We start from the raw sequence: 24,139 nt of genomic DNA, 5'->3' as shown, positions 1-24,139 counted from the left end.
TATATATATAATTTGCTTTGACTACTGCTTCTCGATCTCTATAATCTTCGGTGATATAAAACGGGGCCACGGTCTAATTCCTGATAACTATTATATCTAACTCTTTTGAATTGAGCTCAAGAGCTTTGAAACCAATACTTGGGCGTCGATGTCCTGCAAATGATTTTGTTCTAAGAAAATCGATCAAATCAGATTGTTTTTTACGGTTCGGTGTGTTTTCATCTAACCCAATGATCTCACAACCTTCAGCCGGGTCTGACACTCCGATGATTAAGTACCGATTCCCTTTGTGGTAAGAATTAGATAGGCAAATAATATCATGAAGAAGCTTGACATTATTTTCATGAGGTTCTTTTTTAAAATCCCAGAACACTCCTTCATTCAAGCTTTGTATTAGGTTGAATATTTCATCTTTTAAATTTTGCATAATGCATTTTCAACTGATTCGTAACAATTCGAAAATATTTTCTTTTGGTAACTCAAAATCTAATATTATCAACGGATAAAATTAAATCATTTGTAACCACCCAATGCCCATAAAAAAATCAGAGCTTTACGCTTCCATCTGGAAATCCTGTGATGAACTTCGGGGCGGAATGGATGCCTCGCAGTACAAGGATTATGTACTCACCATGCTCTTTCTCAAATATGTATCTGATAAGTACGCAGACGATCCTAATGCATTGCTGATTATCCCCGAAGGCTCCTCCTTTGATGATATGGTGAAGCTGAAAGGCACAGCCAATATTGGTGATGATATTAACAAGAAGATTATTGCTCCCATAGCCGAGGCCAATGACCTGAAAGGCGTTATTGATCAGACCGATTTTAACGATGATGAAAAGCTGGGCACTGGTAAAGAAAAGATTAACCGGCTCAGTAACCTGATTGCAATTTTTCAGGATTCAAACCTTGATTTTGGGCAGAACCGCGCCGGGGATGATGACCTATTGGGTGATGCCTATGAGTACCTGATGCGTAACTTTGCCACCGAGTCAGGAAAAAGTAAAGGGCAGTTTTATACCCCGGCAGAAGTCTCCCGTATTTTGGCTAAAGTGATTGGCGTAGAACAAGCCGGAAGCCCCTCCCTGACAGCTTATGACCCCACAGCGGGCTCAGGATCGCTAATTCTCAAGGTGGCGGATGAAGCGCCGGTGGATATTACCATATACGGACAGGAAATGGATGTGGCAACTACCGCCCTGGCTAAGATGAATATGGTGCTGCACAACCGACCTGAGGCTGTGCACGACATCATGCGGGGCAACACCATTGCTGATCCGAAATTTACAGAGCATGGTGCCCTTAAGCGTTTTGATTATGTAGTGGCCAATCCTCCTTTTTCATATAAGGCATGGACCAACGGTATTGACCCTGAAAATGATGCTTTTGGTCGCTTTGAAGGCTTTGGCATTCCTCCTAAAAAGAATGGGGATTATGCCTTTTTGCTCCATATTGTTAATTCCCTGAAAAACACAGGAACGGCCGCGGTAATTTTACCGCATGGAGTGCTCTTCCGGGGAAATGCAGAAGGGACTATCCGTAAAAACCTGATAGAGCGAGGCTATATCAAATGTATTATTGGCTTGCCAAGTAATTTGTTTTACGGAACGGGTATCCCGGCGTGTATCCTGGTGTTGGATAAAGAACAGGCCGGTTCGCGCGAAGGTATTTTTATGATTGATGGCAGCGAAGGCTACATCAAAGACGGAAACAAGAATCGGTTGCGGGAACGCGATATTCACAAGATCGTGGATGTATTCCGGGAGCAGAAAACTGAGGAGGGCTATTCCCGCTTTGTGCCCAATAAAGAAATTCGCAAGAATGAGCATAACCTGAACATCCCCCGCTACATAGATAATAGCACCGAAGAAGATATTCAGGATATTGAAGGGCATTTGAAAGGCGGGATTCCCCGGAGCGATGTGGAAGAGATGAACCAATTCTGGGAGGTGTATCCCGGACTAAAAGACGAACTCTTTGCACCTCTTCGGGAAGGCTACCTGAAACTGAAACCGGAAAAGGATGCCATCAAGGAAGTGGTTTTCAGCTACCCTGAGTTTGTACGCTACAGCGAAACACTGTTTGAATTATATGAGGGATGGAAGCAGGAATATTACGAGGATATGAAATCGATTGACGAGGATGTTCGGCCCAAAGCTTTTATTGCAGAGATAGCCGAAGACTTATTGAACCGGTACCGGGATAAAGCACTGATTGATCCCTATGATATTTACCAGCACCTGATGAATTACTGGTCGGACACCATGCGCGATGATGTGTATATGATTGTGGAGGACGGCTGGACCGCGACGCTGGAGCCAGTGCGAACGAGTAAAGGCAAGATCAAGAAAGGAGAATTTACCTGTGAGCTGATTCCGAAAGAGCTGGTGATCAATCGCTACTTCCCGGAAGAACAGCAGGAGATTGAACAGCTGAAGCAGCAGCAGGAAGAAGCCGCGAAGGTGCAGGAGGAGCTGGAGCAGGAACACGCCATGGAAGGCGGACTGTTGGAAGAAGCCCTCAGCGATGCCGGAAACGTGACTAAAGGTGAACTCACCAAGCGCATGAAAGAGATCAAAGGCGACACAGAATTTACCGAGGAATTTGAGGTCATGAAGAAATACAAAACGGCCTATGACAACGAGCGCAAAGCCAAGAAAGCCGTAAAAGTTGCCGAAAAGGAACTGGACAAACAAGTGATTGAGCAGTACCGCAACCTCAGCGAAGAGGAAATACGAACCCTGGTGGTGGATGACAAATGGCTACCTGCTGTAAAAGCGCTCATTGACAGAGAAGTCGAAGCTATCTCTCGAAGCCTCACCCAGCGGGTGAATGAACTGGCCGGGCGATATGAGTGGGCTGTGGTGGAGATTGACCGGGACGTGGACGAACTGGAAAGCCGCGTAAAATCACACCTTGAAGCAATGGGGGTGTCATGGAATTAGTGACCGAAGTGAAGAAAGGGTTTAAGAAAACGGAAGTTGGATTGATTCCTGAGGATTGGGAGTTGAAAAACCTAACTTCAGTTGGAGAAGTACTTTCAGGACTGACATACAAACCTATTGACGTAAGTGATCATGGAAAATTAGTTTTGAGATCATCAAATGTTCAAAACGGATCACTTTCATATGAAGATAACGTGTTTGTTGATATGGATGTGCCCAGTAGTGTAATAGTACAGGAGGGTGATATTCTAATCTGTGTCCGAAATGGGAGTAAAAGACTTATTGGTAAAAGTGTAGTTATTGATAAGAGTGCCGAAGGTCATGCTTTTGGTGCATTTATGTCCGTTTTTAGATCCCAAATTTCTGAGTTAATTCACTTTTTATTTCAGTCTGATATTGTTCAGGAACAAATTAGAGAATCTCTTGGGGCAACTATAAATCAAATCACAAACAAAGATTTTAACAGGTTTGTAATCCCCCTTCCCCCAACCCTCAAAGAACAACAAGCCATTGCCTCGGCCCTAAGCGATGTGGACGAGCTGATCCGCTCCCTCGAGCGGTTCATCGAAAAGAAAGAAGCCATCAAAAAAGGCACCATGCAGCAGCTGCTGACGGGTAAGAAACGCCTGCCTGGCTTTGATGGGGAGTGGGAGGACATTAGTATTGGTGATATACTTGAATTTAAAAATGGCCTAAATAAAGCTAAAGAGTACTTTGGGCAGGGAACTCCAATTATTAATTATATGGATATTTTTAGCAATGCAGGGTTGACGGAAAGCGACATCAAAGGAAAAGTAACCCTTAGTAAAAGTGAAATCCGAAGATTCAATGTCCAAAAAGGTGACGTCTTTTTTACAAGAACTTCTGAGACAGTCAACGAAATTGGTATTTCAAGTGTACTTGAAGAGAATATTGAGGCTGGAGTTTTTAGTGGTTTCATTTTAAGAGGTAGACCAATAAATAATCGATTGAGTTTAAGATTTAAGCGTTATTGCTTTAGGTCTGAGCCAGTAAGAAAACAAATTATTGGTATGGCGACTTATACTACAAGGGCATTAACAAATGGTCGTCAATTATCGAAGGTTAAACTTTCAATTCCGCCAAGTAAACTTGAACAAGAAGCCATTGCCCAAATCCTGTTCGACATGGATCGGGAACTTCAAACCCTCCGCCAAAAGCGGGATAAAATGCGCCGGGTGAAAGAAGGAATGATGCAAAAGCTATTGACGGGGAAGACGAGGTTGGTGAAGCCAAAGACTGTTCAAACCAATAATACAAAATCCCAAAGAAAAAGAAGCTGGGCCTATGAAGAAGCGGTAATTATATCCACACTCATTGACCGGTTTAATTCTGATAAGTTCTTTCTAAGTCGCTTTCGTTTTGTTAAGTACTCATATCTGCTTAAGCGCTACAAGGAAATGGAAGTAAAGGATTATCTAAAAAAAGCTGCAGGACCTTACAATCCTCAAACCCGGTATGGAGGCCCTGAGCGGATTGCTAAGGATAAGAATTATATAGTACCGGCTACTTCAGGTAAATATAATGGCTTCGTGCCAGGAGAAAATATTGAAGAGGCCACAGGATATTTCGTGGACTGGTTTGGTACTGAGGTTTTGGATTGGCTTGAACAATTCCGGTATACAAAAAACGATGAGCTTGAACTTTTAACTACTGTAGATCTTGCAATACAGGATCTGAAGGAAGCAGGGCAGTCGGCTTCTTTAGAGACTGTAAAAAGGCTAATTAGTGATCATAAAGAGTGGCGACCAAAGTTAAAGCGAAAGGCCTTTTCTGATAAGCGTATTGAATACGCCATTAAGGAGTTGAATCAACTTTTTAACTGAATTTGAAACAGTTAAGTAGACTAATACTTGGGGCTGGTAGTTATACTAAGTAGGTGCGGATGAGAGGAGTACTTAGCATAATGGTTTAAGTTTCAAAAATTGTTGTAAACCAGTAAGTTGTAAGCATGAAAGAGTCCACAATATACTCGATAGGCCATGGTAATAAAGAAATTGATGATTTCATTAATGAATTGAAATCTTATGGGATTCTGTACCTATTGGATGTGAGGTCTAAGCCGTACTCCTCAAGAAACATTATGTATAATCGTGAAGCGATCAAGAGGGCATTAAAAATGGAGGGGATTACTTATGCTTTTTTTGGGGATAAGTTAGGTGGATTGCCAAAAGACAGAAGTTGTTATGATGAAGAAGGCAAAGTAAGATACGACCTGATCAAAGAAAAAGGTTTTTTTAAAGAGGGAATGCAAAGGCTATTGAATGCTCAAAAGAAAGGAATTAAAGTAGCGGTAATGTGTAGTGAGTCTAAACCTGAGCAATGTCACCGTAGCAAACTAATTGGGCAGGAATTGCTGAAAAAAGAAATTTCAATGAAGCATATCGTCTCTGATTCAGTTATCAAATCACAAGAAACCGTAATGAGCGAATTGACAAAAGGGAAAAGTACAAGCGACCTATTTGGTATTGAAATTAATCTGACATCAAAAAAATCTTATTAGGTATGGAATTTTTTACTATCGGGGTTTACAATTCAACAAAGGAAGAATATTTCGGAAAGCTTATTAACAACCGTATTGATACCTTTTGTGATATAAGACAAAGAAGAGGGGTACGAGGAGCAAAATATAAATTTGTTAACAGTAAAAGGTTACAAGCTCATTTGAAGGAGCTGGGATTAAATTATCATCATATCAAAAGTTTAGCTCCTACTAAAGAGATAAGAAATTTACAGAAAGAAGCAGACCGTAAGACTGGAGAAAAGAAAAGAAGCAGAGATCGTCTTGGTGTAGTTTTTATAGATGCTTATCAATCCAAGATTTTAGAAGAGTATGACTTTCAGGCTCTTTTAAGTGAGCTTGAAAATACTGGAGCAAATCGAGTAGCACTATTTTGTGTGGAAGAAAAACCAGAAGCATGTCACAGGTCTTTAGTTGCAAATAGATTGTATAAGATGGGTTACGAAATAACACACCTTTAATAACTAAGGATATAATTATGCCAAAAGGTGAAATTATAGTTGTCTCAAATACAAGGATGCAAAATAATTCCTGCGTTGGGGGTTTTATAATTGACTCTGGTCGTCCTGTCAGGTTAATGGATCAATATGGAAACTACCAACCTCAGAATCATCAATTTGAGATTGGTGGTATATATGAAATGGAGTTTAATGAACCGAAAGCTACTCGGCCACCACATAATGAACATATTTTTGTTACTAATGAACAACGTATTGATACTATAGCTAATGCAGATATGACAGATTATCTCATTAATGATCTTGAGGTAAATGTTTGGGAAGGAGGTCCAGACAAACTTTTTGATGGGGAACTACAATGGACAGGAAAAGGTACCGGATATATAAATGATGAAGATGCACTTGATTTTAGTACGGGTTTTTGGATATCCGATAAGGACCTTGAAAAGTACGAAAATAAGGGAAACGGGCGGTATCAGTACGTTATTTCTCGAATAAATTATGGAGGTAAAGATTATGTAAATCAGCGAAGAATTTTTAAATACGTAGGCCATGATGCAGCTATTGATTTGGTACCTGCAGGTACTCTTCTTAGGGTTTCATTGGCCCGATGGTGGGATACAAATGGGCTAACTGAAGAGAGATGTTATCTTCAGTTATCAGGATGGTATGGAGTATAATTTAATTGAAGTATGGTATGCCAACAGATATAGGCCAAAAAGAAAGAAACTCACAAAATCGGGTAGTACAACTATTTAAGAATCGATTGAAGTACGATTACCTGGGCGACTGGCAAGACCGGGAGGGGAATGCCAATGTAGAAGAAGGCTACCTGCGACCATTTCTGGAGCAGCAGGGATACGATCCCGCTTTGATTGATAAAGCCATGTATGAGCTGAGTACAGCTTCCGGAATACAAACAGAGGACTTGTACGACAGTAACAAAGCGGTGTATGACATGCTCCGGTATGGCGTGAGCGTAAAGGCCGGGGCTGGCGAAAACAGCGAAACAATTCATTTTATTGACTGGGAGAATGTAGCCAACAATCACTTTGCCATAGCTGAGGAAGTAACGGTAAAGGGGCAAAACACCAAACGCCCGGACGTTGTGTTATATATAAACGGAATCGCCGTTGGGGTGATTGAACTTAAGCGGTCTAAAGTAGCTATTGAGAAAGGAATCTATCAGAACCTGGATAACCAGCGCGATGATTTCATCAAGCCCTTCTTCAACACGATGCAATTGGTGATGGCCGGAAATGATTCTTCCGGCTTGCGGTATGGTACCGTTGAAACGAAGGCCAAGTATTATCAGGAGTGGAAGGAAAATACCGATGAAGACTTTGAGTATATCCTGGACAAACACTTGGTGCAACTTTGTGAGAAAAGTCGCCTCTTAGAACTTATTCACGACTTTACCCTCTTTGATGGAGGAAACAAAATCATATGTCGACCCCACCAGTACTTTGGGGTGAAAACCTCCCAGACGAATATCAAAAGTCATGAGGATGGCATTATCTGGCATACTCAGGGCAGCGGGAAAAGTCTGACCATGGTGTGGATGGCCCAGTGGATTCGGGAAAACGTAACCGATTCAAGAGTGGTTGTCATTACCGACCGCACCGAGCTTGATAAACAGATTACCAGAGTTTTTAACGATGCGGAAGAACCCATGCAGCGGGCCACCTCAGGCGCGGACCTGATAGATAAGTTAAACAAGCATGAGATACCGCTGATTTCTTCCCTTGTTCATAAATTTGGCACCCGGGAAGAAGACAGTGTTGGGGATTTCCTGGAAGAGATACAAAGGAACCTTCCCCGGAACTTCAAAGCCAAGGGGGATATCTATGTGTTTGTAGATGAATGTCACCGCACGCAATCAGGCAAGCTGCATAAAGCCATGAAAGCGATACTTCCAGATGCCATGTTCATCGGTTTTACCGGTACTCCCCTGCTCAAAAAAGATAAAGCCACAAGCTTGGAGACCTTTGGTCCATTTATTCATACTTACAAATTTGACGAAGCCGTGGCGGACAACGTTGTGTTGGACCTTCGCTATGAGGCACGGGATATAGATCAGCAAATCACCGATCAGGACAGCATTGATGAGTGGTTTGATGCCAAAACAAGAGGTTTAAATGATTTGGCTAAAATTGAGTTAAAGAAGCGCTGGGGAACCATGAAGCAGGTACTTAGTTCCCGGGACCGGTTGGAGAAAATTGCTACGGATATTTTCAAAGATTTTCAGACACAGCCCCGCCTGGATAGTGGACAGGGTAATGCCATGCTGGTGGCTTCCTCAGTACTGGAAGCCTGTAAGTTTTACGAGATCTTCCAAGAGTTTGACACATTGAAAGACCATTGCGCGGTTGTGACTTCCTTCCAACCGAACATTAACGATATTAAGGGTGAAGAAACCGGCGCCGGGGAAACCGAAGAGCAGTTAAAATACCGTATATATACGGAGATGCTGGACGGTAAAACTACCGATGAGTTTGAAGAAGAAGCTAAGCGGAAATTCATAAACGAACCGGCCCGGATGAAGCTACTGATTGTGGTGGATAAGCTACTGACCGGTTTTGATGCTCCACCAGCCTCCTACTTATATATTGACAAGTCTATGCAGGATCATGGACTCTTTCAGGCTATTTGTCGGGTAAACCGCTTAGATGATGAAAGTAAGGAATATGGCTATATCATTGACTACAAGGATTTGTTCAAGAGCCTCGAAGAATCCATTAACACCTACACAAGTGGTGCGTTTGAAGGGTATGACCAGAAGGATGTAGATGGGCTGCTAAAAGATCGATTTGAACAAGCCAAAGAGCGATTGGATGATAATCTGGACAAAGTAGTAGCCCTTTGTGAACCCGTTCATCCCAGAACTCAGAAGGAGTTCTTCAAATTCTTTGGCACTGACACTGCCGGGAAGACGGAGGATGAAATTAAAGAAGATGAAGAGAAACGGGTTAGCTTTTATAAAATGGTTTCCTCTCTGGTCCGGGCCTACGGCGATATTGCCAATGAAATGGATAAGGCCGGTTATACTGCGGATGAAGCGGAAAGCATCAAGCAACAGGTGAAATTCTACTCTGATCTAAAAGAGGATGTGAAGCAAGCCAGCGGAGACTACATTGACTTGAAAATGTACGAACCCGGTATGCGAAATCTCATTGACCGGTACATTGATGCCTCCCATAGTCGTAAAATATCTTCCCTTGACGATTACACCCTGGTAGATCTTATAGTGAATAAAGGTTTGGCTGCCCTGGATGATGTAGTTTCGGATAACATTCGGCAGGATGAAGAGGCTATGGCCGAGACCATCGAGAATAACATTCGAAAGGTGATCATTGAGGAAAGGCCCGGTAACCCTAAATACTACGATAAGATGTCGGAGCTGCTGGAGGAGCTAATCCAACAACGAAAGAAAGCGGCCGCCGAATACGCCAAATACCTCGAAATGCTGGCCCAACTCGCAAAAAAAGTGAAGCGGGTGGAAGGACAAGAACGGTACCCGGAAAGAGTTGAATCGGATGGCCAAAAGGCTTTATATGATAATTTAAATAACGATGCAGAGCTGACGTTAACAATTGATGAAACGATCAAATATTCCGCTAAAGACGGTTGGCGTGATAATAAGATTAAGGAGCGGCAGGTAGCTAATGCCATAAAAAAGCATTTACCTGAAGACATCAATTTAACCTTGGTTATGGAGGTAGTGAAGAACCAGCGTGAGTACTAAACATTATCATATTGAAGTATCCGGCATCGACGTAGATGTCATTAAGAAGGATATTAAGAACATTCACCTTGCCGTATATCCCCCAACTGGACGTGTACGACTTTCTTCTCCCTTGTCGATGAAAAAAGAGTCATTGCGCCTTTTTATCATCTCTAAGCTGGGATGGATTAAGAAGCATATCCGGAATATGAACTCGCAGATCCGGGAACCCGAGCGGGAATACATCCAGCGAGAAAGTCATTGGTTGGAAGGTCAGCGCTACCTGCTTAACATCATTGAAAAAGAAGCCTCCCCAAAAGTAGAAATTCGAAATAAGAAGTACCTGGATCTTTACGTCCGTCCGGGTAGTGACAAGCCCAAGAAAGAAGAAGTGATGCGTGAGTGGTATCGAGACCGACTTAAATCACAGATTCCCGAGCTCGTTGCCAAATGGGAAGAAAAGCTTGGCGTTCAGATAGAAGAATGGGGCGTTAAGCTCATGAAAACCAAGTGGGGTTCCTGTAATATTGAAGACCGGCGCATCTGGCTAAACCTGGAGCTTGCAAAGAAGCCCAAGCACTGCCTTGACTATGTAGTCCTACACGAAATGATTCACCTTAAAGAACGCCACCACAACAACCGTTTTAAAGCTTTACTTGATAAATACATGCCCGGCTGGAAACAGATTAAAGAAGAATTGAATGAAGTGGTTTATTGAACTAAAAAGCCCAGTTTTTTTATCGATCAAGCACCTATTTCCGCTTATTTCTCCTGAAAAAGGCCCTGGGCCTGATGGTTATATACAATAGAACCCAAACCTTTTTTCGTCTATAGCCATGATTAACTACTTAGACATTTACCTTCACCCGGTTCGCTTTGAAGCCAAAGAACTTGTAAGAGTTATTGAAAACTCATTAGACCAATGTGAGGTTTTTGATTTTCAAAAAGCAGAAAGTGCGGAATATTCTCGTGATATTTCAACTACAGCTTACATCATCAATTATTTAGAGAATGATGTTCCATTTGCGAAATTGGCTTTTGCAAAATCCTCCGCCCAGAAGGGACTTTATCTTGCCAATATTGTTCCTAAGCCCGATGGTTCTATCCCCATGGAGAAGTACAATGAAATTGGTCTGCTTTTTATTCGTGAATTTAAAAAGTATCACACTGACCAAGATAAACGGGTTACTATCACATCAGCAGGGGAAAATATTACCTTAGCCGATATTATACCTGGAAATAAAACCCGTGGATTTTTCGAAAAATATTTGAATGCTTACCCTGTTAGCTATCACCCACTGGACATAGAAAGATTAGATATATTTATTTGTGCTCTTTCAAGATTTCGTTCTTCTATTAAAATTGATCTCTTGAATCGTTATTTAAAAGAAGAGCTAAAATGGGACAAAAAGGATGCAGATTGGTGTACAGAAAGAATTAACACAGGACTTCGTGTATTAGAAGCCAATCGGAAATTTTAATCATGAAAATACCAGTCAATGCTCTTGGAGTAGCTTATGATTATGAAGAAGTTCTCCCTGGAAAGAATACAATAGACTTCTTTGCAGAGCGATTTGAAGGCTCTGATACAGATACCAAAAGAATTGAACAAGTTTTAGTTCGATGGCTATTTACCCGCTCTTCTGCAAAAAAGCTACTTTATTCTGTTCTTGACTTGTATAGTGATGCTCATGTAAAATTTGAAATTTCTGAACCCTTTTCTGAACGAGAATTTGACGTGCTTAGTTGGAACCAAAATGCTCCAGAGCAAGCTATCGCAATAGAATGCAAACGGGCAAAGATCAAAAGAGAAAGTTTCCAGAATAATGATGTTACAGGATTAAAAAAACTCGCGGAAGGGGTTATTCAGTCAAGAAAATTACTCAAAGTTGGATTTTACAAAACGCACTTATTAATAATGACCGTTGTTGACGGAAGAGATAGAACCATGTATAATCAATTGTCCAGAGGGGCAAATGAGAAACAGTTTAATAAAATTATTGACTTTCCTAACCGAAGTGAATTGCCTGAAGAAGTTGGGTTATTATTCGTAGAAATTGTTCAAACAACTGATGCCCCTTTGTCTCGTACTGGGTTTATTTCAGTTTCTGTAGCTAAGCCACCTATACCTCAGGTGCAAAAGAGAAGTACAACCGAAAAAATTGTGTTGTTTAGTAACAATTAATTCAACCATTAAGAACAGTTACTATACAGATCTCCTTTCATATAGTGATACTAATTCACTTGGTTTAATACCAAAAGCCTCTGCAAACCTTACTACCGTTTTAAACTGAATAGCCCGCTCCCCATTCTCTACTTTCGATATATAAGACCGTTCAAAATCCCCTAATTCCGCAAGTTTCTCTTGAGATAAACCCCGGGACAGAATAAATTCCATGATCACTTGATATAACTATCCAATTTCGCTGTAAACTCCGCCAAACTCAGTTCTAACCCCATAGATAGCTTAAGAACAGTATACAAGGAGGGCATATAATTACCCCGCTCAAGATCAGAGATGTATGTCTCATCCATTTCACACTTCTCAGCAAGCTCAGCTTGTGTTAGGTTTTTTGCCAAACGCATCTCGTTAAGCACTTCCCCAAATATTTTTTGAACCTGCTGTTTCTGTTCCATAGAGGAAGTAGATACAGAGGCATAGAATATTTATACACAGGGTACTTGGCAAGTTATATTATATATAATACTTTACTGTATAATCAATTAAGTGCCATGAGTACATTTCTTACGATAATAGCAACATTCGTCATATTCTTTTTCTTGAAGTTTATCTATGATTCGTATTTAACCGATAATACTGAGAAAAGATGGAGTGAATACAAAAAAAGCTTTCCGGTAGAGGCCAACTGGGCTGAAAGAAACCCATTAAAACCACTGCCTGAAAACCTGGATAATAGACTGGGAAACCTTGCTCATAGAACTCCTCAGTTCATGAACTTTTTCAACCGACTACAACCAGTTCTTAAACCTCAGATCACTGCAAATGATGCCTCAAGGTTTGAGTTTAAAATTCCTGTAAATAAATCTGGTAAGCTTATAGGTTATAAACTTGTTGGTATTCAAGAGAATCACAAGGGAACGGTAGAAATGTATCTTTACCATTTATCACTGAGTGGAAAAAAATTTACAGTACCCCATTTTAAGCTAAGAGGAAATGAAGATAGTGCAGAAATTGAGAGTAATCTTAATTATCTGATCAATCTGTTGTATTCAAATGCAGAATATAAATCTCATTTTTCAGGGGAAAGCACTAAGACAACTTCCAAACCTACCTCCGCTAATACGAAATCCCTGAAAAGGGATAGCAGACCTGTAATTAATTTAAAGGATGAAATTCCTCTTGTATATAAATTCATGCATTTCATTAAGGATAACATCGTTCTTAATGACTCAGATATCAGAATAAAAATGAATTCCCCCATCGAGTATAGATTTTCATTTCCTATCAATCGCAGAAACGACGCCTCTTGGGGAATTGGGACCGTTAAGTTCTCAAAATCAAATAGCTCAAGGTTTAGTCACAAGTATGGATATTTAGTTAAATACAGGCTGGATTTAAGTATTGAAAATGAAGATGGGCTAATTCATGAAGCAGAGCAAAAATCTTTTGATAAAAGAAACAAATTATCAGAACTCATTTTTTTCTATACGGTACAATTAAAAGAATTAGAAGAAAAAGAGGATGGGCTTCCTTTTTAAGTGTTATTACCGGTCAACTCTGAGTTAGTAGAGTACCCAAATCGTACCCAAATTTAGAAAATTGTTAAAAAACTGCTTAAAATTAAAAAAGCCTTACACTGCTATAAGTTGTTGCAGTATAAGGCTTTACTTGATGTGGGACCGGGCGGATTTGAACCGCCGACACACGGATTTTCAGTCCGTTGCTCTACCTACTGAGCTACAGTCCCTTTCAACAAGGACGGCAAAGATACAGGGTTTGTAATCTTTATACAATAATAAATTGGGAAAAAGGTGTTAGGTTTTAGGGGCAAGGTGTTAGGTAGTCGTTCTGGGCGAAAGCGAAGAATCTTTGCTTTAGTTAATTACCAAGTATTATGGGCAAAGATCTTTCGCTTTCGTTCAAGATGACCCTAACACCTAACACCTTGCCCCTAAAACCTATCTCCCCGGAATATGAATGTCTTTTAACCTCAGTTGCAGCGTGCGCCGGCCGTTCCAGTTATTCTCTTCCAGCACATAGGCGATTTTAAAGGGATCTCCTTTTCGAACATCGGGCAGGTACTCGTGCATATTAAAACCGATGGTATCAAAAATACCCGACCCATTTTGGCTGACTCTCATCTTCAAGTGGCCATTTCCTACAATGGTGGGAACCCCAACTACTTTAACTTCCTCACTCACAAACACCGGTCGCAGGTTGCCCGGCCCGAAGGGCTCAAACTGACTGAGCAGCTTCCAGAATTTCATATCCACTTCACCCAAATCCAGCTTGGCATCTACAGTGAGTTCTGGTTCAAAGGAATTTTCGGAAAGGTCGGTATAGGCCAGCTCATTCATCCGTCGGCGGAACTCATTCAGGTTGCCTTCTTCGAGCGTGAGTCCGGCCGCAAATTCGTGTCCGCCAAATTGCTCCAGCAGGTCATCGCATTTTTTGATAGCATCATAAATATTAAACCCTTTTATACTCCTTGCCGACCCTTTAATCTTTCCATCCACATTGCTGAGCATAATGGCCGGACGATGATACAAGTCCACCAGCCGGGAGGCTACAATCCCGATTACCCCGAGATGCCAGTTTTCACTGTACAGCACGATGGTGGAGGTTTCATCCATGTTAAAATCCTTCTCAATTTGCTCCATCGCCTCTTTCATAGTCTTGGAGTCGGTATCACGCCGCTTCAGATTCACAGATTCCAACTCATAAGCATGTGATTTAGCCTCCCCCAGCGTCTCTGAGATCATGAGCTTTACGGCCGTGCTGGCGTCTCCCATGCGTCCGGCCGCATTAATCCGGGGCCCGATGGAAAACACAATCTTGGAGGTATTCACATCCTCCTTGGAAACTTTGATCAACTCCAATAAAGCTTTTATTCCCACTCTTGGACTTCGTTGAATCATCTGCAGCCCGGCCTTCATCAACACCCGGTTTTCATCAATGATGGGTACAATATCGGAGGCAATGGAAATGGCCACCAGGTCCAGAAATTTATAGGAAATGGTGTCCGGTAATCCGAGCTTTTCTATTGTACCCTGAATGAGTTTAAATCCAACCCCGGCTCCCGAAAGTCCGTCAAAAGGATAATTACAATCCGGGCGTTTGGGATCGAGCACGGCAACGGCTTCCGGGATTTCATTACCCACGGTATGGTGATCACAAACAATCAGGTCGATGCCTTTTTCTCGGGCTACTCTGGCTTCTTCGATGGCTGTAATTCCACAATCAACGGATACAATCAGGGAGGCGTTAACTTCTTCAGCGTATTTGATGCCATCGGGGTTAATTCCGTATCCCTCTTTGAAGCGGTGGGGAATGTAGTAGTCGGCATCTACGCCAAATTCTTTCAAAAATGTATAGACGCAGGAAGTTGCCGTAGTCCCGTCAACGTCGTAATCGCCGTAAACGAGTACTTTCTCACTTTTACGTATGGCCAGAGCTAAACGTTCTGCACCAGCTTCCATATCCTTCATTAAAAAAGGATCGTGGAGGTTTTCTATCTTTGGCCTGAAAAAGTATTCTGCATCATCAAATGTTTTTATGCCGCGTATAGCCAGTAGTTGGGCTATTTTGTCCGGAATTCCCAGCATGTCCCCTAATTTGGAGACGTACTTTGGCTCTTCCGGCTGCGCGTATACCCAGCGGAATGACATGATTGTTTTGTGCTTTATTTTTATACATAAAGGCAGATCGGCGGTCAGGCCGGGATGCCAACGCAAATGCGTTTTTATTACTTATATAAAATACTATTTAACAAGAGAAAATCAGCATGTTTGTTTACATAAAAAATCTAAACCCGCCTGATCGTTCAAATTCGCCCCAACTTCCCAAAAAATAATTACAAGTATTTATGATAGAACCAATTTATTTGGTTGAGAACCGCCAAATAAATCCCGAACTTTGGAAGCGGTTCCATAACGAGCCTTTTGTATAATTTACCCAAGTTAAAATGATTGATGCACCTGTTAAAAACTCCAAGAAATTGACTGAAGAAAACCCGAATTTTTCCCTTTTTAATCAGCTTGCCAACTATGAACATGAGCAGGCAGTGGTTTGCTCTGATCCTGAAGTGGGGCTGAAAGCAATTATTGCCATTCACAACACCACCCTCGGCCCGGCTTTGGGCGGAACCCGCATGTGGAACTACGAATCTGAAGAAGCAGCCATCAAAGATGTGCTTCGCCTTTCGCGCGGGATGTCGTATAAAGCGGCTATCTCCGGACTGAATTTAGGGGGAGGAAAAGCGGTGATCATCGGCGACCCTCACACTGAGAAAACCGAAGCTTTATTTCGCTCTTTTGGCCGTTTTGTGGATGGACTTGGCGGGCGGTACATCACTGCTGAAGACGTGGGTATGACCGAACGTGAAATGGAATGGATTTACTCCGAGACTAAATATGTAACCGGGATCCCCAAAGCTTTGGGTGGTAGCGGAAACCCTTCTCCGGTAACAGCCTATGGGGTCTATATGGGTGTGAAGGCCTGTGCTAAAAAAGCGTACGGAAGTGACTCTCTTGAAGGCAAGAAAATCGCCCTGCAGGGAGCCGGTAATGTAGCTTCCTATTTTGCACGTCACGCAGCCAAAGAAGGTGCCAAGCTTTACATCTGTGACATTTACGAAGAAAAGGCAAAGGAACTGGCTGAAGAAGTGGGTGGCGAACTTGTGGATCCCGATGACATTTACGGATTGGATGTAGACATTTATACCCCATGTGCTTTAGGCGGTGTAATCAATGACGACACCATGGACCAGTTCAAGTGTGATATCATTGCCGGTGGAGCCAATAACGTACTTGATGATGAAGACAAGCACGGGCAGCAACTGCTCGACAAAGGTATTATCTACGCACCTGATTATGTGATTAATGCGGGTGGACTTATCAATATTGCCAGCGAGCTGGAAGGGTATAATGAAGAACGAGCTCTTCAAAATGCCGGTAACATTTACAACACCATTACCGATATCCTGAATTACTCGGAAGATCATGGCACTCCTGCTCATGTGGCTTCCAACGATTTGGCGGAGAAGCGTATTAAGACAGTAGGTCATATCAAGAATAAATATTCTTCTAAGGCCAATGTATCCGGAAGGCTGGGTGAAGTTTACAAGCGCTTCATCGATTGATGCAGCTGTTACATTTTGAGTGAGTGAAAGGGGTGCTTCAGTTTGAGGCGTCCCTTTTTTTGTTTTGGTTTTGAGTGGTGCTAAGTTTTGGGGGCCTTCGCGGGCATTGACCCACTCCTTTGTTTCCCCCGACAGGCTTGTCGGGGAAGACTCGTTGGTGGTATGTTTCGTAATTGATTCAACCGTTTTGCCAGAAGCTATAATCTGTTTTCTAACCCTACAATTACCAACGAGCTTCCCCTCCGTGGGAGGGGATTGAGGGGCGGGTCAATGCTAGCTAAGGGATACTCACTTTATTACATCTCCCCACATTCATTGATGCTCCAGTATCCACCTCTCTATCTCCATAACCACCGACTCCGTATGATGCTTGGCATCAGATTCACTGAACCGTAAAAAACTAACTCCTAACTGCTCAATTATTTCCTGACGTTGTTTGTCATATTCAATTTTATAGTCATGGCTTCTGCCATCAATCTCTATAGCCAGCCTTAATTCCTTACAATAGAAGTCGACTATAAAATGGTGAATGGGATGTTGCCTTCTGAATTTAAACCCGAGCAACTGCTTACTCTTAATAGCTTTCCAAATTTCGATTTCTCCGGGAGTTGAGTTTTTTCTTAACCATCGGGCTTTGGTTATAAGATCTTCTCTGTATGGAATAATTCGCATTCTCTTCTTCATTGTACCCTCTTTTATTTTAAAGACTACAAAATATGCGCTAATGGCAAGTTTTGATGCCTTCGCGGGCATTGACCCACTCCTTTGTTTCCTCTCCCGCGGAGAGGAAGACTCCTTGGTGATATTTCAGGTTATTTCAAGACTCTTGCCAGTGGGTATAATCTTTTTCCAATTCAGTAGCCAACCAACGAGCCTCCCCGCTCGGGCGGGGATAGTGGGGTGGGTCAATGCCGGCAAAAGGCTATTCACTTTTATCACATCACCCCAAAAAAAACAGCCACCCAACTCATCATTTTTTTACCTGCCCACATTCAAATAAAACGCTTTTTTCTGCGTATCTTTGTGGCATTCATTTTCTATCAAAGAGACTTTTATTACTTCTATGAACATTGAAGAATTTAATTTCAAAGACCGGTTAATCAAGGGAATCACAACAGACGGTCATTTCAAAATATCTGTAGTAAAAACCACGGAAGTTGTTAAAACAGCACGGGATAACCACCAGCTTTCTCTGCTCAACACCGTCATCTTAGGGAGAGCTTTAACGGCCACTATGCTGCTTGCATCCGAGCTAAAAGGAGAAGAACGCATCCGCATGCGCATGGATGGAGACGGCCCGATTGGGTTTATCGTTGCTGAAGCGAATTCGGTTGGCGAGATTCGCGGATACGTAAAGAATCCGGCTGCTGAACTGGATTATTCCAACCCGGAAACAGAACTTGGAGATGGCATCGGCTTAGGCATCATGACTTTTTCCAAGGTGCTGTATAATGAAGCCGAACCTAAAACGAGTACCATTGAGCTCATCAAAGGAGATGTGAATAGTGATGTAGCTCATTACCTGGCGCAATCCGAGCAAATTCCGTCTGCACTGCTAACCGATGTAGGTATTGATGAAGACGGAAACGTTACTGAAGCAGGCGGACTTATGATTCAGCGGCTGCCCGGTGCCCCGGACGGTCAGATTGATATGTTGCAGGAGCGACTCGGTTCATTCCCTCCCATCGACGAACTGCTGGCTGATGATCAGTATATAGATGAGATTATGAACAAGGCCGTTTCACCACTCAAAGCCAAAGAACTGAACCGCCAGCCGGTAGATTTTTTCTGTCGTTGTTCCCGCAAACGATTTCTGAATGCCCTGGCTATGCTGAATTATGAAGACCTGAAAGAAATGGACGGTGAAGGACAGGAAATGGTGTGCCAGTACTGCAACAATAAGGAGTTTATTTCGAAAGATGAGATCGAAAAAATTGTGATGGATGCTCAGGCTAAAATGAACTAAATAATCTGACCTTATGGGAAAGCTCTCCGACAACGAAATCCGGCAAATTGTACAAAAAGCCACACTACTCCAGAAATATGGAGAACAGAGCTCTCCCGATATAACAGCTCCTTCCAACAATAAGATGCAGTCGCTGCTGGAGATTACGGACGAGCTTGGCATCCCCCGAAAGTTTGTGTACGAAGCCTATGTGGAATTGGAAGGGGTTCCCGTACAGGAAGCAATGGTTATAGACAACCACGATTTTAACAGCACAAAGGTTGTCGGTTATGCAAAAGGCTCAGTGGATAAAGAGCTTTTTAACGAATTGAAAAGTCAGGCAGAGTATCACTTCAACTCATTGGGCAAGGTGAGCCGCAGGAGAAATAAGTACATCTGGAAAGCCAAACCGGTGGGGCCTTCAAAATTCATAGCCTCAGCAAACTCCCCGGAAATCGAGTTCGAACAGGTTGATGGAAACACTAAAATTACGGTTTCCCAAAGCTTGAAAACGCTCAATAAGTTGTACCTGCCCGGTATTGCGGTAGCCTTCGGAGGTTTCATGTTATTTGCCGGCACAATATTCGGGCAAACAGGCAATGAGGTCGCTCCTCCTCTCATTGTTTCACTACTAATTCTTACTGCTTCTGTGTTTTATACCCGGTTCATAAACAGCCGGAAAAAGAAACGTAAAAAAGATCTTCAGGAATTAGCGGAAATCCTTTCAGGAAAAATTGAACGGCATTTTAAATCTGCCATTTTTTCTAAGGATGCAGGTCAGGAAGAAGAAAAAGGGGAAATTGAAATTCCTGAAAATGAATATGAAGAAGAAAGTGTTGAAAAAGATTCACGACCACGAATCAAATAATAACCACCTTCACTTTTCTTAAATATGGGTAAAAACGTAGTAATAGTAGGCGGGGGCTTTGTCGGTATTTCGGTTGCAAAAAAGTTGGCCGGCACTTCATTCAACGTCACCATTGTTGACAAGACCAATCACCATCTGTTTCAACCTCTGCTCTATCAGGTTGCTACAGCAGCTCTTTCTCCCGGAGATATTGCCATGCCCATCCGGGCTATTTTCAGCAAGCAGAAAAATGTACAGGTTATTCTGGGTGAAGTAACCGAGGTTGACAAAACCAGCAATCGTATTCGTCTTAAAAACGGATCCAGCCTCCCTTTTCATTACCTGATTTTAGCTCCCGGTGCACAATATAACTACTTCGGCAATGAAGACTGGGAACAACACGCCCCGGGATTAAAATCCCTTTCGGATGCCCTTGAAATTCGGGAACGTATTCTGCTGTCTCTCGAAAAAGCCGAACAAATCATTGATCCGGATAAGCGAAAACCCTTTTTGACTTATGTGGTGATAGGTGGCGGACCCACCGGAGTGGAAATGGCGGGATCTATTGCCGAGATCGCCAAACGAAGCATGATGAGGGATTTCAGAAATATCAAGCCGGAAGAAACCAAGATATATTTGGTTGAAGCTGCTGATGGTATCCTGAATGGCTTTGATGAACCTCTCCCGGAAAAAGGGGTGAAAACACTGGAAAACATGGGAGTTGAAGTGCTGTTGAATACTCCCGTACAGGAGGTGAAGGAAGATGGTGTACAGATAGACGACCGGTTTATCAAAACGCCGAACATTATATGGGGAGCAGGGGTAAAGGCTTCTCCGCTAATTGAAAACTTAGATATAGAGACAGATCGCATTGGAAGGGCAATAGTTGAACCGGACCTTTCCATTGCAGGTTCTCCACATATATTTGTAGCCGGAGATGCTGCTCATGTTAAAGACAACAAAGGGAGGCCACTTCCCGGGCTGGCGCCGGTAGCCCTTCAACAGGGCAAATATTTGGGAGATTTAATTAAGAAAGACTCTAATAACCGAACACCCTTTCGCTATGTGGATAAAGGGACCATGGCAACCATTGGTCGCGCCAAGGCTGTGGCTGATATTCGTGGGTTTAAATTCAGCGGCTTTTTTGCCTGGTTGCTGTGGGGTCTCATCCACATTTTCTTTCTCATTGGGTTCCGAAACCGATTCAGAGTGTTTGCTGAGTGGGTTTGGCACTATATCACCTTTAAGCGCGGAGTGCGTTTAATTGCCAAGAAGGATGACATCCCAGGTCGGTGATTTTCTAAGATTCATCTTTCACTAAAACAAAAAAATTAGCTGCTTAATAATTTTACTTCTGTTGAATAGATAGTAGCTTAGCCCCTTAACTCATTTAGGACATCTTTTTATGGCAGATTTAAAACGTGAGCTCGGATTTTGGGACGCCTTAACCATCGGAGCTGGTACCATGATAGGCGCAGGTATTTTCTTGCTGGCTGGTATTGCTTTGGAAATGTCGGGGCCGGCGGCCATTTTTGCCTATTTATCTGCCGGATTGGTTTGTATGATTACGGCCTCCAGCGCAGCTGAATTAGCAACCGGGATGCCCAAATCCGGAGGCGATTATTTTTTCGTTTCCCGCTCCTTAGGTCCTGCTTTCGGAGCTATTTCAGGGGTCGGCATTTGGCTTAGTCTTACTTTTGCCATCGCTTTCTACCTGTATGGACTGGGAGAATATATGGCTCAATTCCTGCCGCTTTCAGCCTTTTGGGGTGCGGTGATTGGAGGAGTTTTGCTCACTATTTTAAATGTAGTGGGTGCGAAAGAATCGGGCCGTACACAGGTGGTAGTGGTTCTTATTTTGTTTGTGATCTTGGGTGGATTCAGTGTTCTTGGATTATTTCATATCGAGGCTGACTATTACGACCCGTTCATGCCTTTTGGCTTTGATTCTATTTCTGCCACCACAGCCCTGGTTTTTGTTTCTTTTTTGGGATTTGTGAAAATTGCAGCTGTTGCCGAGGAAATTAAAAAACCCTCCAAGAATTTACCCCGTGCTTTAATAGGTTCTGTAGCACTGGTCACGCTTTTGTATGTAATCATTGTACTTGTGATCGGCGGCATGTTTCCGCAATCTACCATCGCTGATGTTCGTGATCCTTTAACTACTGCGGCACGCACCATCCTCGGTAATCCCGGAGCCATCGCCATTATCGTTGCCGGACTGTTAGCGACTTTATCGTCTGCTAATGCCAGCATCATGGCTTCATCCCGAATTAACCTTGCCATGGCCCGAGACCGCATGGTTCCAAACTGGTTAAGTGCCATTCACAAAAAATTACTTACTCCCTACCGGGCTATTGTGCTTACAGGCATCCTGGCGCTGCTGTTCCTGCTGCTCGACAGCCTCGAAAATTTGGCCAAGATTGCCAGTGTGCTTCAACTTTACAGCTATGCCGCACTCAATATTGGCTGTGTGGTGTTACGGGTCTCCAATCCGGACTGGTACAAGCCCACATACCGAACACCGGGTACCCCCTGGCTGCAAATACTTGCTGCTATTGGCTGTTTGTCCATTATTATTTCATCCGGTACTTTTGCCCAGATTGCCGTTGTGGTGCTTATCGTTGTTAGCCTGGCCTGGTATATGATTTGGGGAAGATCCCGGGTTGAGTTTGAACATGCCGTTCCCCAATTCAAACAGAATTGGAAGGAGAAGGGGATCAAGGTTCTGGTTGAAGCTCCCGAACGTCACGATTCTGAATTTGAGGAATGGGCGCCGGCTATTCGTGCGCTTGATATCAAGCAAGGACGTAAAGTTATTACCGCACTTGCAAATCCCATTCACGAGCAGGCTTTACTAAAAGTCTCTCAGCTCATAGCCACAGGTAAAGAAGAGGGCGGTTCTGTGACGGGTTTAAACATGCTCAAAGTTCCTTTTCAGACTCCCATTTCAACTGTTGAACGAATGATTCAGCAGCAAGAACCGGTTCGCGAAAGTATCCAAAATATAAGTGAGGCCTCCCGGGTTGAAAACCTTGATTACCGAAATAAAGAAGTGCTTGCCTCCACTACCTTCGATTCAGCTTCGGCTGCTTCTCACGATATCTTTAAAGGATTGATTAACGAAACAGAAAACCGGGAAGCCGACATGCTGGTTATGGGATGGCAGGGAGGATTTAGCCTCGGCCGTATTTATAACACTCCCATTCAGCCCATCATCAAAAACCTGAAAGCTGACCTGGCCGTGCTGAAAGACCGTGAGCTGGAAAACATTGAGTCGGTAGTAGTGCCCTGGGGTGGCGGACTTCATGCACGGCTTGGAATGGAAATAGGAATCCGTATTGCGCAAGCCATTGACGCCAAATTACGCGTTCTGCGGCTGGTGAAGCCCGGCATCGACCTTAAGGAAGAAGAGCAGGAACTCCGGGAACGTGTCAGCCCCTTGCTGGAAGGGTTTGACAAAGTGGTTTTCACCATTAAAGAATCCACAGATGTAACAGGCGGCATTCTGGAGGAGCTTGAAGAGCATCAGGATGACCTGATTATTATCGGAGCTTCTCATGAGTGGGGCATTCGAAACGTACTCTTTGGAACCATACCGGACATTATTGCCGACCGGGCTCCTTGTTCCGTATTGATGGTTCGTCGTTACGTTACAGAAGACTGGAAACTGAAAGCAACGGAAGGCATCAAGCGGGTGAAAGAGCAGTTGGGAATGACCTCTTCGCCTGAGAATAATAATTAGTTACTATAAGCAGGTTTCTATACTATGTTATTTCGAGACGTGTGCCCGGGATTTTGATGTCATAAAAGTACAACTGCTCGTCTTCGTGTACCAATTATTTACCTGCCTGTGCAGGAATGACAACATACTATGAAAGAGGTGAGGTCTTTAAATAGCGAAAGATGTGCCGCAGCCGCAGTTCTCAACGGCATTGGGATTGTCAAAGGTAAAACCACGAGCGTCTAATCCATCGGGGTAGTCGATTTGCATTCCCTCTAAATACATAAGGTGTTTGGGGGCTACGATAATTTCCACCCCATGGCTTTCATACACATTATCCTCATCGGTGCGGTAGTCGAGGCCCAGCTTGTAGCTTAAACCGGAACACCCTCCACCATCAACAGCTACGCGCAGATACAGGTTCTCATCCATATCTTCCTGCTGTTTGATTTTCTCCACTTGTCGGGCGGCCCGCTCGGTAAGCACCACCGGCTCGCCGGTCAGCTCTTTTTTCTGGTAGTCTTTTTGCGTGATGGGCTGTGGTGAACTCGTTTCCTCCTCTTCATCCACATCAATCAGTGAGGAAATAACATCATCTAAATTTTCTTCTTGAACACTCATGTCGCTCCCTT

General features: G+C 43.0%; 21 protein-coding genes and 1 tRNA gene. 15 read left to right on the top strand and 7 right to left on the bottom strand.

The genetic code is table 11. The features are described 5' to 3' along the window. Positions 1-73: 73 nt before the first annotated feature. Positions 74-427: an RNA-binding domain-containing protein gene (locus ABFW99_RS13875; protein ID WP_440707531.1), complete on the bottom strand. Its 354-nt coding sequence runs from the start codon at positions 425-427 to the stop codon at positions 74-76. 103 nt (positions 428-530) lie between these two features. Here ABFW99_RS13875 and ABFW99_RS13870 point away from each other — a divergent pair, with 103 nt between their 5' ends. From ABFW99_RS13870 to ABFW99_RS13830, 9 genes are all read left to right on the top strand, one after another. Continuing rightward, complete coding sequence (locus ABFW99_RS13870; protein ID WP_349353123.1) at positions 531-2,948, top strand: type I restriction-modification system subunit M; 2,418 nt, start codon at positions 531-533, stop codon at positions 2,946-2,948. After that, positions 2,939-4,792: a restriction endonuclease subunit S gene (locus tag ABFW99_RS13865; protein WP_349353122.1), complete on the top strand. Its 1,854-nt coding sequence runs from the start codon at positions 2,939-2,941 to the stop codon at positions 4,790-4,792. Before ABFW99_RS13870 ends, ABFW99_RS13865 begins: the two co-directional genes overlap by 10 nt. Positions 4,793-4,917: 125 nt before the next feature. After that, positions 4,918-5,469: a DUF488 domain-containing protein gene (locus ABFW99_RS13860; RefSeq protein ID WP_349353121.1), complete on the top strand. Its 552-nt coding sequence runs from the start codon at positions 4,918-4,920 to the stop codon at positions 5,467-5,469. 2 nt (positions 5,470-5,471) lie between these two features. Then, positions 5,472-5,948 carry a DUF488 domain-containing protein gene (locus ABFW99_RS13855; protein WP_349353120.1) on the top strand — a complete coding sequence of 159 codons (477 nt, stop codon included), beginning with the start codon at positions 5,472-5,474 and terminating at the stop codon, positions 5,946-5,948. 17 nt (positions 5,949-5,965) lie between these two features. Next, positions 5,966-6,625 (top strand): dual OB domain-containing protein, encoded by a 660-nt coding sequence (locus ABFW99_RS13850; RefSeq protein WP_349353119.1) that lies wholly within the window; start codon positions 5,966-5,968, stop codon positions 6,623-6,625. A 17-nt stretch (positions 6,626-6,642) separates the two neighbouring features. Then, positions 6,643-9,690 (top strand): type I restriction endonuclease subunit R, encoded by a 3,048-nt coding sequence (locus ABFW99_RS13845; protein ID WP_349353118.1) that lies wholly within the window; start codon positions 6,643-6,645, stop codon positions 9,688-9,690. Further along, positions 9,680-10,387 (top strand): M48 family metallopeptidase, encoded by a 708-nt coding sequence (locus ABFW99_RS13840; RefSeq protein ID WP_349353117.1) that lies wholly within the window; start codon positions 9,680-9,682, stop codon positions 10,385-10,387. The genes ABFW99_RS13845 and ABFW99_RS13840 overlap by 11 nt, the downstream gene beginning before the upstream one ends. A 118-nt stretch (positions 10,388-10,505) precedes the next feature. Beyond that, positions 10,506-11,150 carry a hypothetical protein gene (locus ABFW99_RS13835; protein WP_349353116.1) on the top strand — a complete coding sequence of 215 codons (645 nt, stop codon included), beginning with the start codon at positions 10,506-10,508 and terminating at the stop codon, positions 11,148-11,150. Positions 11,151-11,152: 2 nt separating this feature from the next. Next, positions 11,153-11,854: a hypothetical protein gene (locus ABFW99_RS13830; protein WP_349353115.1), complete on the top strand. Its 702-nt coding sequence runs from the start codon at positions 11,153-11,155 to the stop codon at positions 11,852-11,854. 21 nt (positions 11,855-11,875) lie between these two features. On the opposite strand, the gene ABFW99_RS13825 is transcribed toward ABFW99_RS13830, so the two are convergent. Both ABFW99_RS13825 and ABFW99_RS13820 read right to left on the bottom strand, forming a co-directional pair. Further along, positions 11,876-12,067 (bottom strand): helix-turn-helix domain-containing protein, encoded by a 192-nt coding sequence (locus ABFW99_RS13825; protein ID WP_349353114.1) that lies wholly within the window; start codon positions 12,065-12,067, stop codon positions 11,876-11,878. A gap of 2 nt (positions 12,068-12,069) precedes the next feature. Next, positions 12,070-12,306, bottom strand: a complete 237-nt coding sequence (locus ABFW99_RS13820; protein WP_349353113.1) for a helix-turn-helix domain-containing protein — start codon at positions 12,304-12,306, stop codon at positions 12,070-12,072. Between the two features lie 96 nt (positions 12,307-12,402). On the opposite strand from ABFW99_RS13820, the gene ABFW99_RS13815 reads away from it, so the two are divergent. Then, a complete protein-coding gene (locus ABFW99_RS13815; RefSeq protein WP_349353112.1) occupies positions 12,403-13,389 on the top strand; it encodes a hypothetical protein in 987 nt (328 codons plus the stop codon). Between the two features lie 136 nt (positions 13,390-13,525). Here the strand turns inward: ABFW99_RS13815 and ABFW99_RS13810 are convergent. After that, positions 13,526-13,598 (bottom strand) — tRNA-Phe (locus ABFW99_RS13810). Between the two features lie 211 nt (positions 13,599-13,809). Next, positions 13,810-15,519, bottom strand: coding sequence for a single-stranded-DNA-specific exonuclease RecJ (gene recJ / locus ABFW99_RS13805; protein WP_349353111.1), 1,710 nt, complete (start codon positions 15,517-15,519; stop codon positions 13,810-13,812). A 296-nt stretch (positions 15,520-15,815) separates the two neighbouring features. Between recJ and ABFW99_RS13800 the strand changes: the two genes are divergently transcribed. Beyond that, complete coding sequence (locus ABFW99_RS13800; RefSeq protein ID WP_349353110.1) at positions 15,816-16,991, top strand: Glu/Leu/Phe/Val family dehydrogenase; 1,176 nt, start codon at positions 15,816-15,818, stop codon at positions 16,989-16,991. A 312-nt stretch (positions 16,992-17,303) separates the two neighbouring features. Here ABFW99_RS13800 and ABFW99_RS13795 read toward each other — a convergent pair whose 3' ends face one another. Further along, positions 17,304-17,675: an endonuclease domain-containing protein gene (locus tag ABFW99_RS13795; protein WP_349353109.1), complete on the bottom strand. Its 372-nt coding sequence runs from the start codon at positions 17,673-17,675 to the stop codon at positions 17,304-17,306. A 379-nt stretch (positions 17,676-18,054) separates the two neighbouring features. Here ABFW99_RS13795 and hslO point away from each other — a divergent pair, with 379 nt between their 5' ends. The 4 genes from hslO (at position 18,055) to ABFW99_RS13775 (ending at position 23,528) form a co-directional block, all read left to right on the top strand. After that, positions 18,055-18,957: an Hsp33 family molecular chaperone HslO gene (gene hslO / locus ABFW99_RS13790; RefSeq protein WP_349353108.1), complete on the top strand. Its 903-nt coding sequence runs from the start codon at positions 18,055-18,057 to the stop codon at positions 18,955-18,957. Between the two features lie 13 nt (positions 18,958-18,970). Next, positions 18,971-19,804, top strand: a complete 834-nt coding sequence (locus tag ABFW99_RS13785) for a TMEM14 family protein (protein ID WP_349353107.1) — start codon at positions 18,971-18,973, stop codon at positions 19,802-19,804. 24 nt (positions 19,805-19,828) lie between these two features. After that, on the top strand, positions 19,829-21,079 hold the full coding sequence (locus ABFW99_RS13780; protein ID WP_349353106.1) for an NAD(P)/FAD-dependent oxidoreductase: 1,251 nt from the start codon (positions 19,829-19,831) through the stop codon (positions 21,077-21,079). 109 nt (positions 21,080-21,188) lie between these two features. Continuing rightward, on the top strand, positions 21,189-23,528 hold the full coding sequence (locus tag ABFW99_RS13775; protein ID WP_349353105.1) for an amino acid permease: 2,340 nt from the start codon (positions 21,189-21,191) through the stop codon (positions 23,526-23,528). A 147-nt stretch (positions 23,529-23,675) separates the two neighbouring features. On the opposite strand, the gene ABFW99_RS13770 is transcribed toward ABFW99_RS13775, so the two are convergent. Then, a complete protein-coding gene (locus ABFW99_RS13770) occupies positions 23,676-24,128 on the bottom strand; it encodes a HesB/IscA family protein (RefSeq protein ID WP_349353104.1) in 453 nt (150 codons plus the stop codon). Positions 24,129-24,139: the final 11 nt, after the last annotated feature.

It is taken from the genome of Gracilimonas sp. BCB1, assembly GCF_040117685.2.
In the GTDB taxonomy this organism is placed as follows: domain Bacteria; phylum Bacteroidota; class Rhodothermia; order Balneolales; family Balneolaceae; genus Gracilimonas.
Note: the sequence above shows the minus strand (reverse complement) of the source record. Positions and strands in the feature narration are given on the sequence as shown.

Coding starts and splice junctions, on each gene's coding strand:
- ABFW99_RS13825 (WP_349353114.1), bottom strand. CDS start 12,067: ATGGAATTTATTCTGTCCCGGGGTTTATCTCAAGAGAAACTTGCGGAA.
- ABFW99_RS13820 (WP_349353113.1), bottom strand. CDS start 12,306: ATGGAACAGAAACAGCAGGTTCAAAAAATATTTGGGGAAGTGCTTAAC.
- ABFW99_RS13815 (WP_349353112.1), top strand. CDS start 12,403: ATGAGTACATTTCTTACGATAATAGCAACATTCGTCATATTCTTTTTC.
- ABFW99_RS13860 (WP_349353121.1), top strand. CDS start 4,918: ATGAAAGAGTCCACAATATACTCGATAGGCCATGGTAATAAAGAAATT.
- ABFW99_RS13855 (WP_349353120.1), top strand. CDS start 5,472: ATGGAATTTTTTACTATCGGGGTTTACAATTCAACAAAGGAAGAATAT.
- hslO (WP_349353108.1), top strand. CDS start 18,055: ATGAACATTGAAGAATTTAATTTCAAAGACCGGTTAATCAAGGGAATC.
- ABFW99_RS13845 (WP_349353118.1), top strand. CDS start 6,643: ATGCCAACAGATATAGGCCAAAAAGAAAGAAACTCACAAAATCGGGTA.
- ABFW99_RS13870 (WP_349353123.1), top strand. CDS start 531: ATGCCCATAAAAAAATCAGAGCTTTACGCTTCCATCTGGAAATCCTGT.
- ABFW99_RS13850 (WP_349353119.1), top strand. CDS start 5,966: ATGCCAAAAGGTGAAATTATAGTTGTCTCAAATACAAGGATGCAAAAT.
- ABFW99_RS13875 (WP_440707531.1), bottom strand. CDS start 427: ATGCAAAATTTAAAAGATGAAATATTCAACCTAATACAAAGCTTGAAT.
- ABFW99_RS13830 (WP_349353115.1), top strand. CDS start 11,153: ATGAAAATACCAGTCAATGCTCTTGGAGTAGCTTATGATTATGAAGAA.
- recJ (WP_349353111.1), bottom strand. CDS start 15,519: ATGTCATTCCGCTGGGTATACGCGCAGCCGGAAGAGCCAAAGTACGTC.
- ABFW99_RS13865 (WP_349353122.1), top strand. CDS start 2,939: ATGGAATTAGTGACCGAAGTGAAGAAAGGGTTTAAGAAAACGGAAGTT.
- ABFW99_RS13800 (WP_349353110.1), top strand. CDS start 15,816: ATGATTGATGCACCTGTTAAAAACTCCAAGAAATTGACTGAAGAAAAC.
- ABFW99_RS13795 (WP_349353109.1), bottom strand. CDS start 17,675: ATGAAGAAGAGAATGCGAATTATTCCATACAGAGAAGATCTTATAACC.
- ABFW99_RS13785 (WP_349353107.1), top strand. CDS start 18,971: ATGGGAAAGCTCTCCGACAACGAAATCCGGCAAATTGTACAAAAAGCC.
- ABFW99_RS13835 (WP_349353116.1), top strand. CDS start 10,506: ATGATTAACTACTTAGACATTTACCTTCACCCGGTTCGCTTTGAAGCC.
- ABFW99_RS13775 (WP_349353105.1), top strand. CDS start 21,189: ATGGCAGATTTAAAACGTGAGCTCGGATTTTGGGACGCCTTAACCATC.
- ABFW99_RS13780 (WP_349353106.1), top strand. CDS start 19,829: ATGGGTAAAAACGTAGTAATAGTAGGCGGGGGCTTTGTCGGTATTTCG.
- ABFW99_RS13770 (WP_349353104.1), bottom strand. CDS start 24,128: ATGAGTGTTCAAGAAGAAAATTTAGATGATGTTATTTCCTCACTGATT.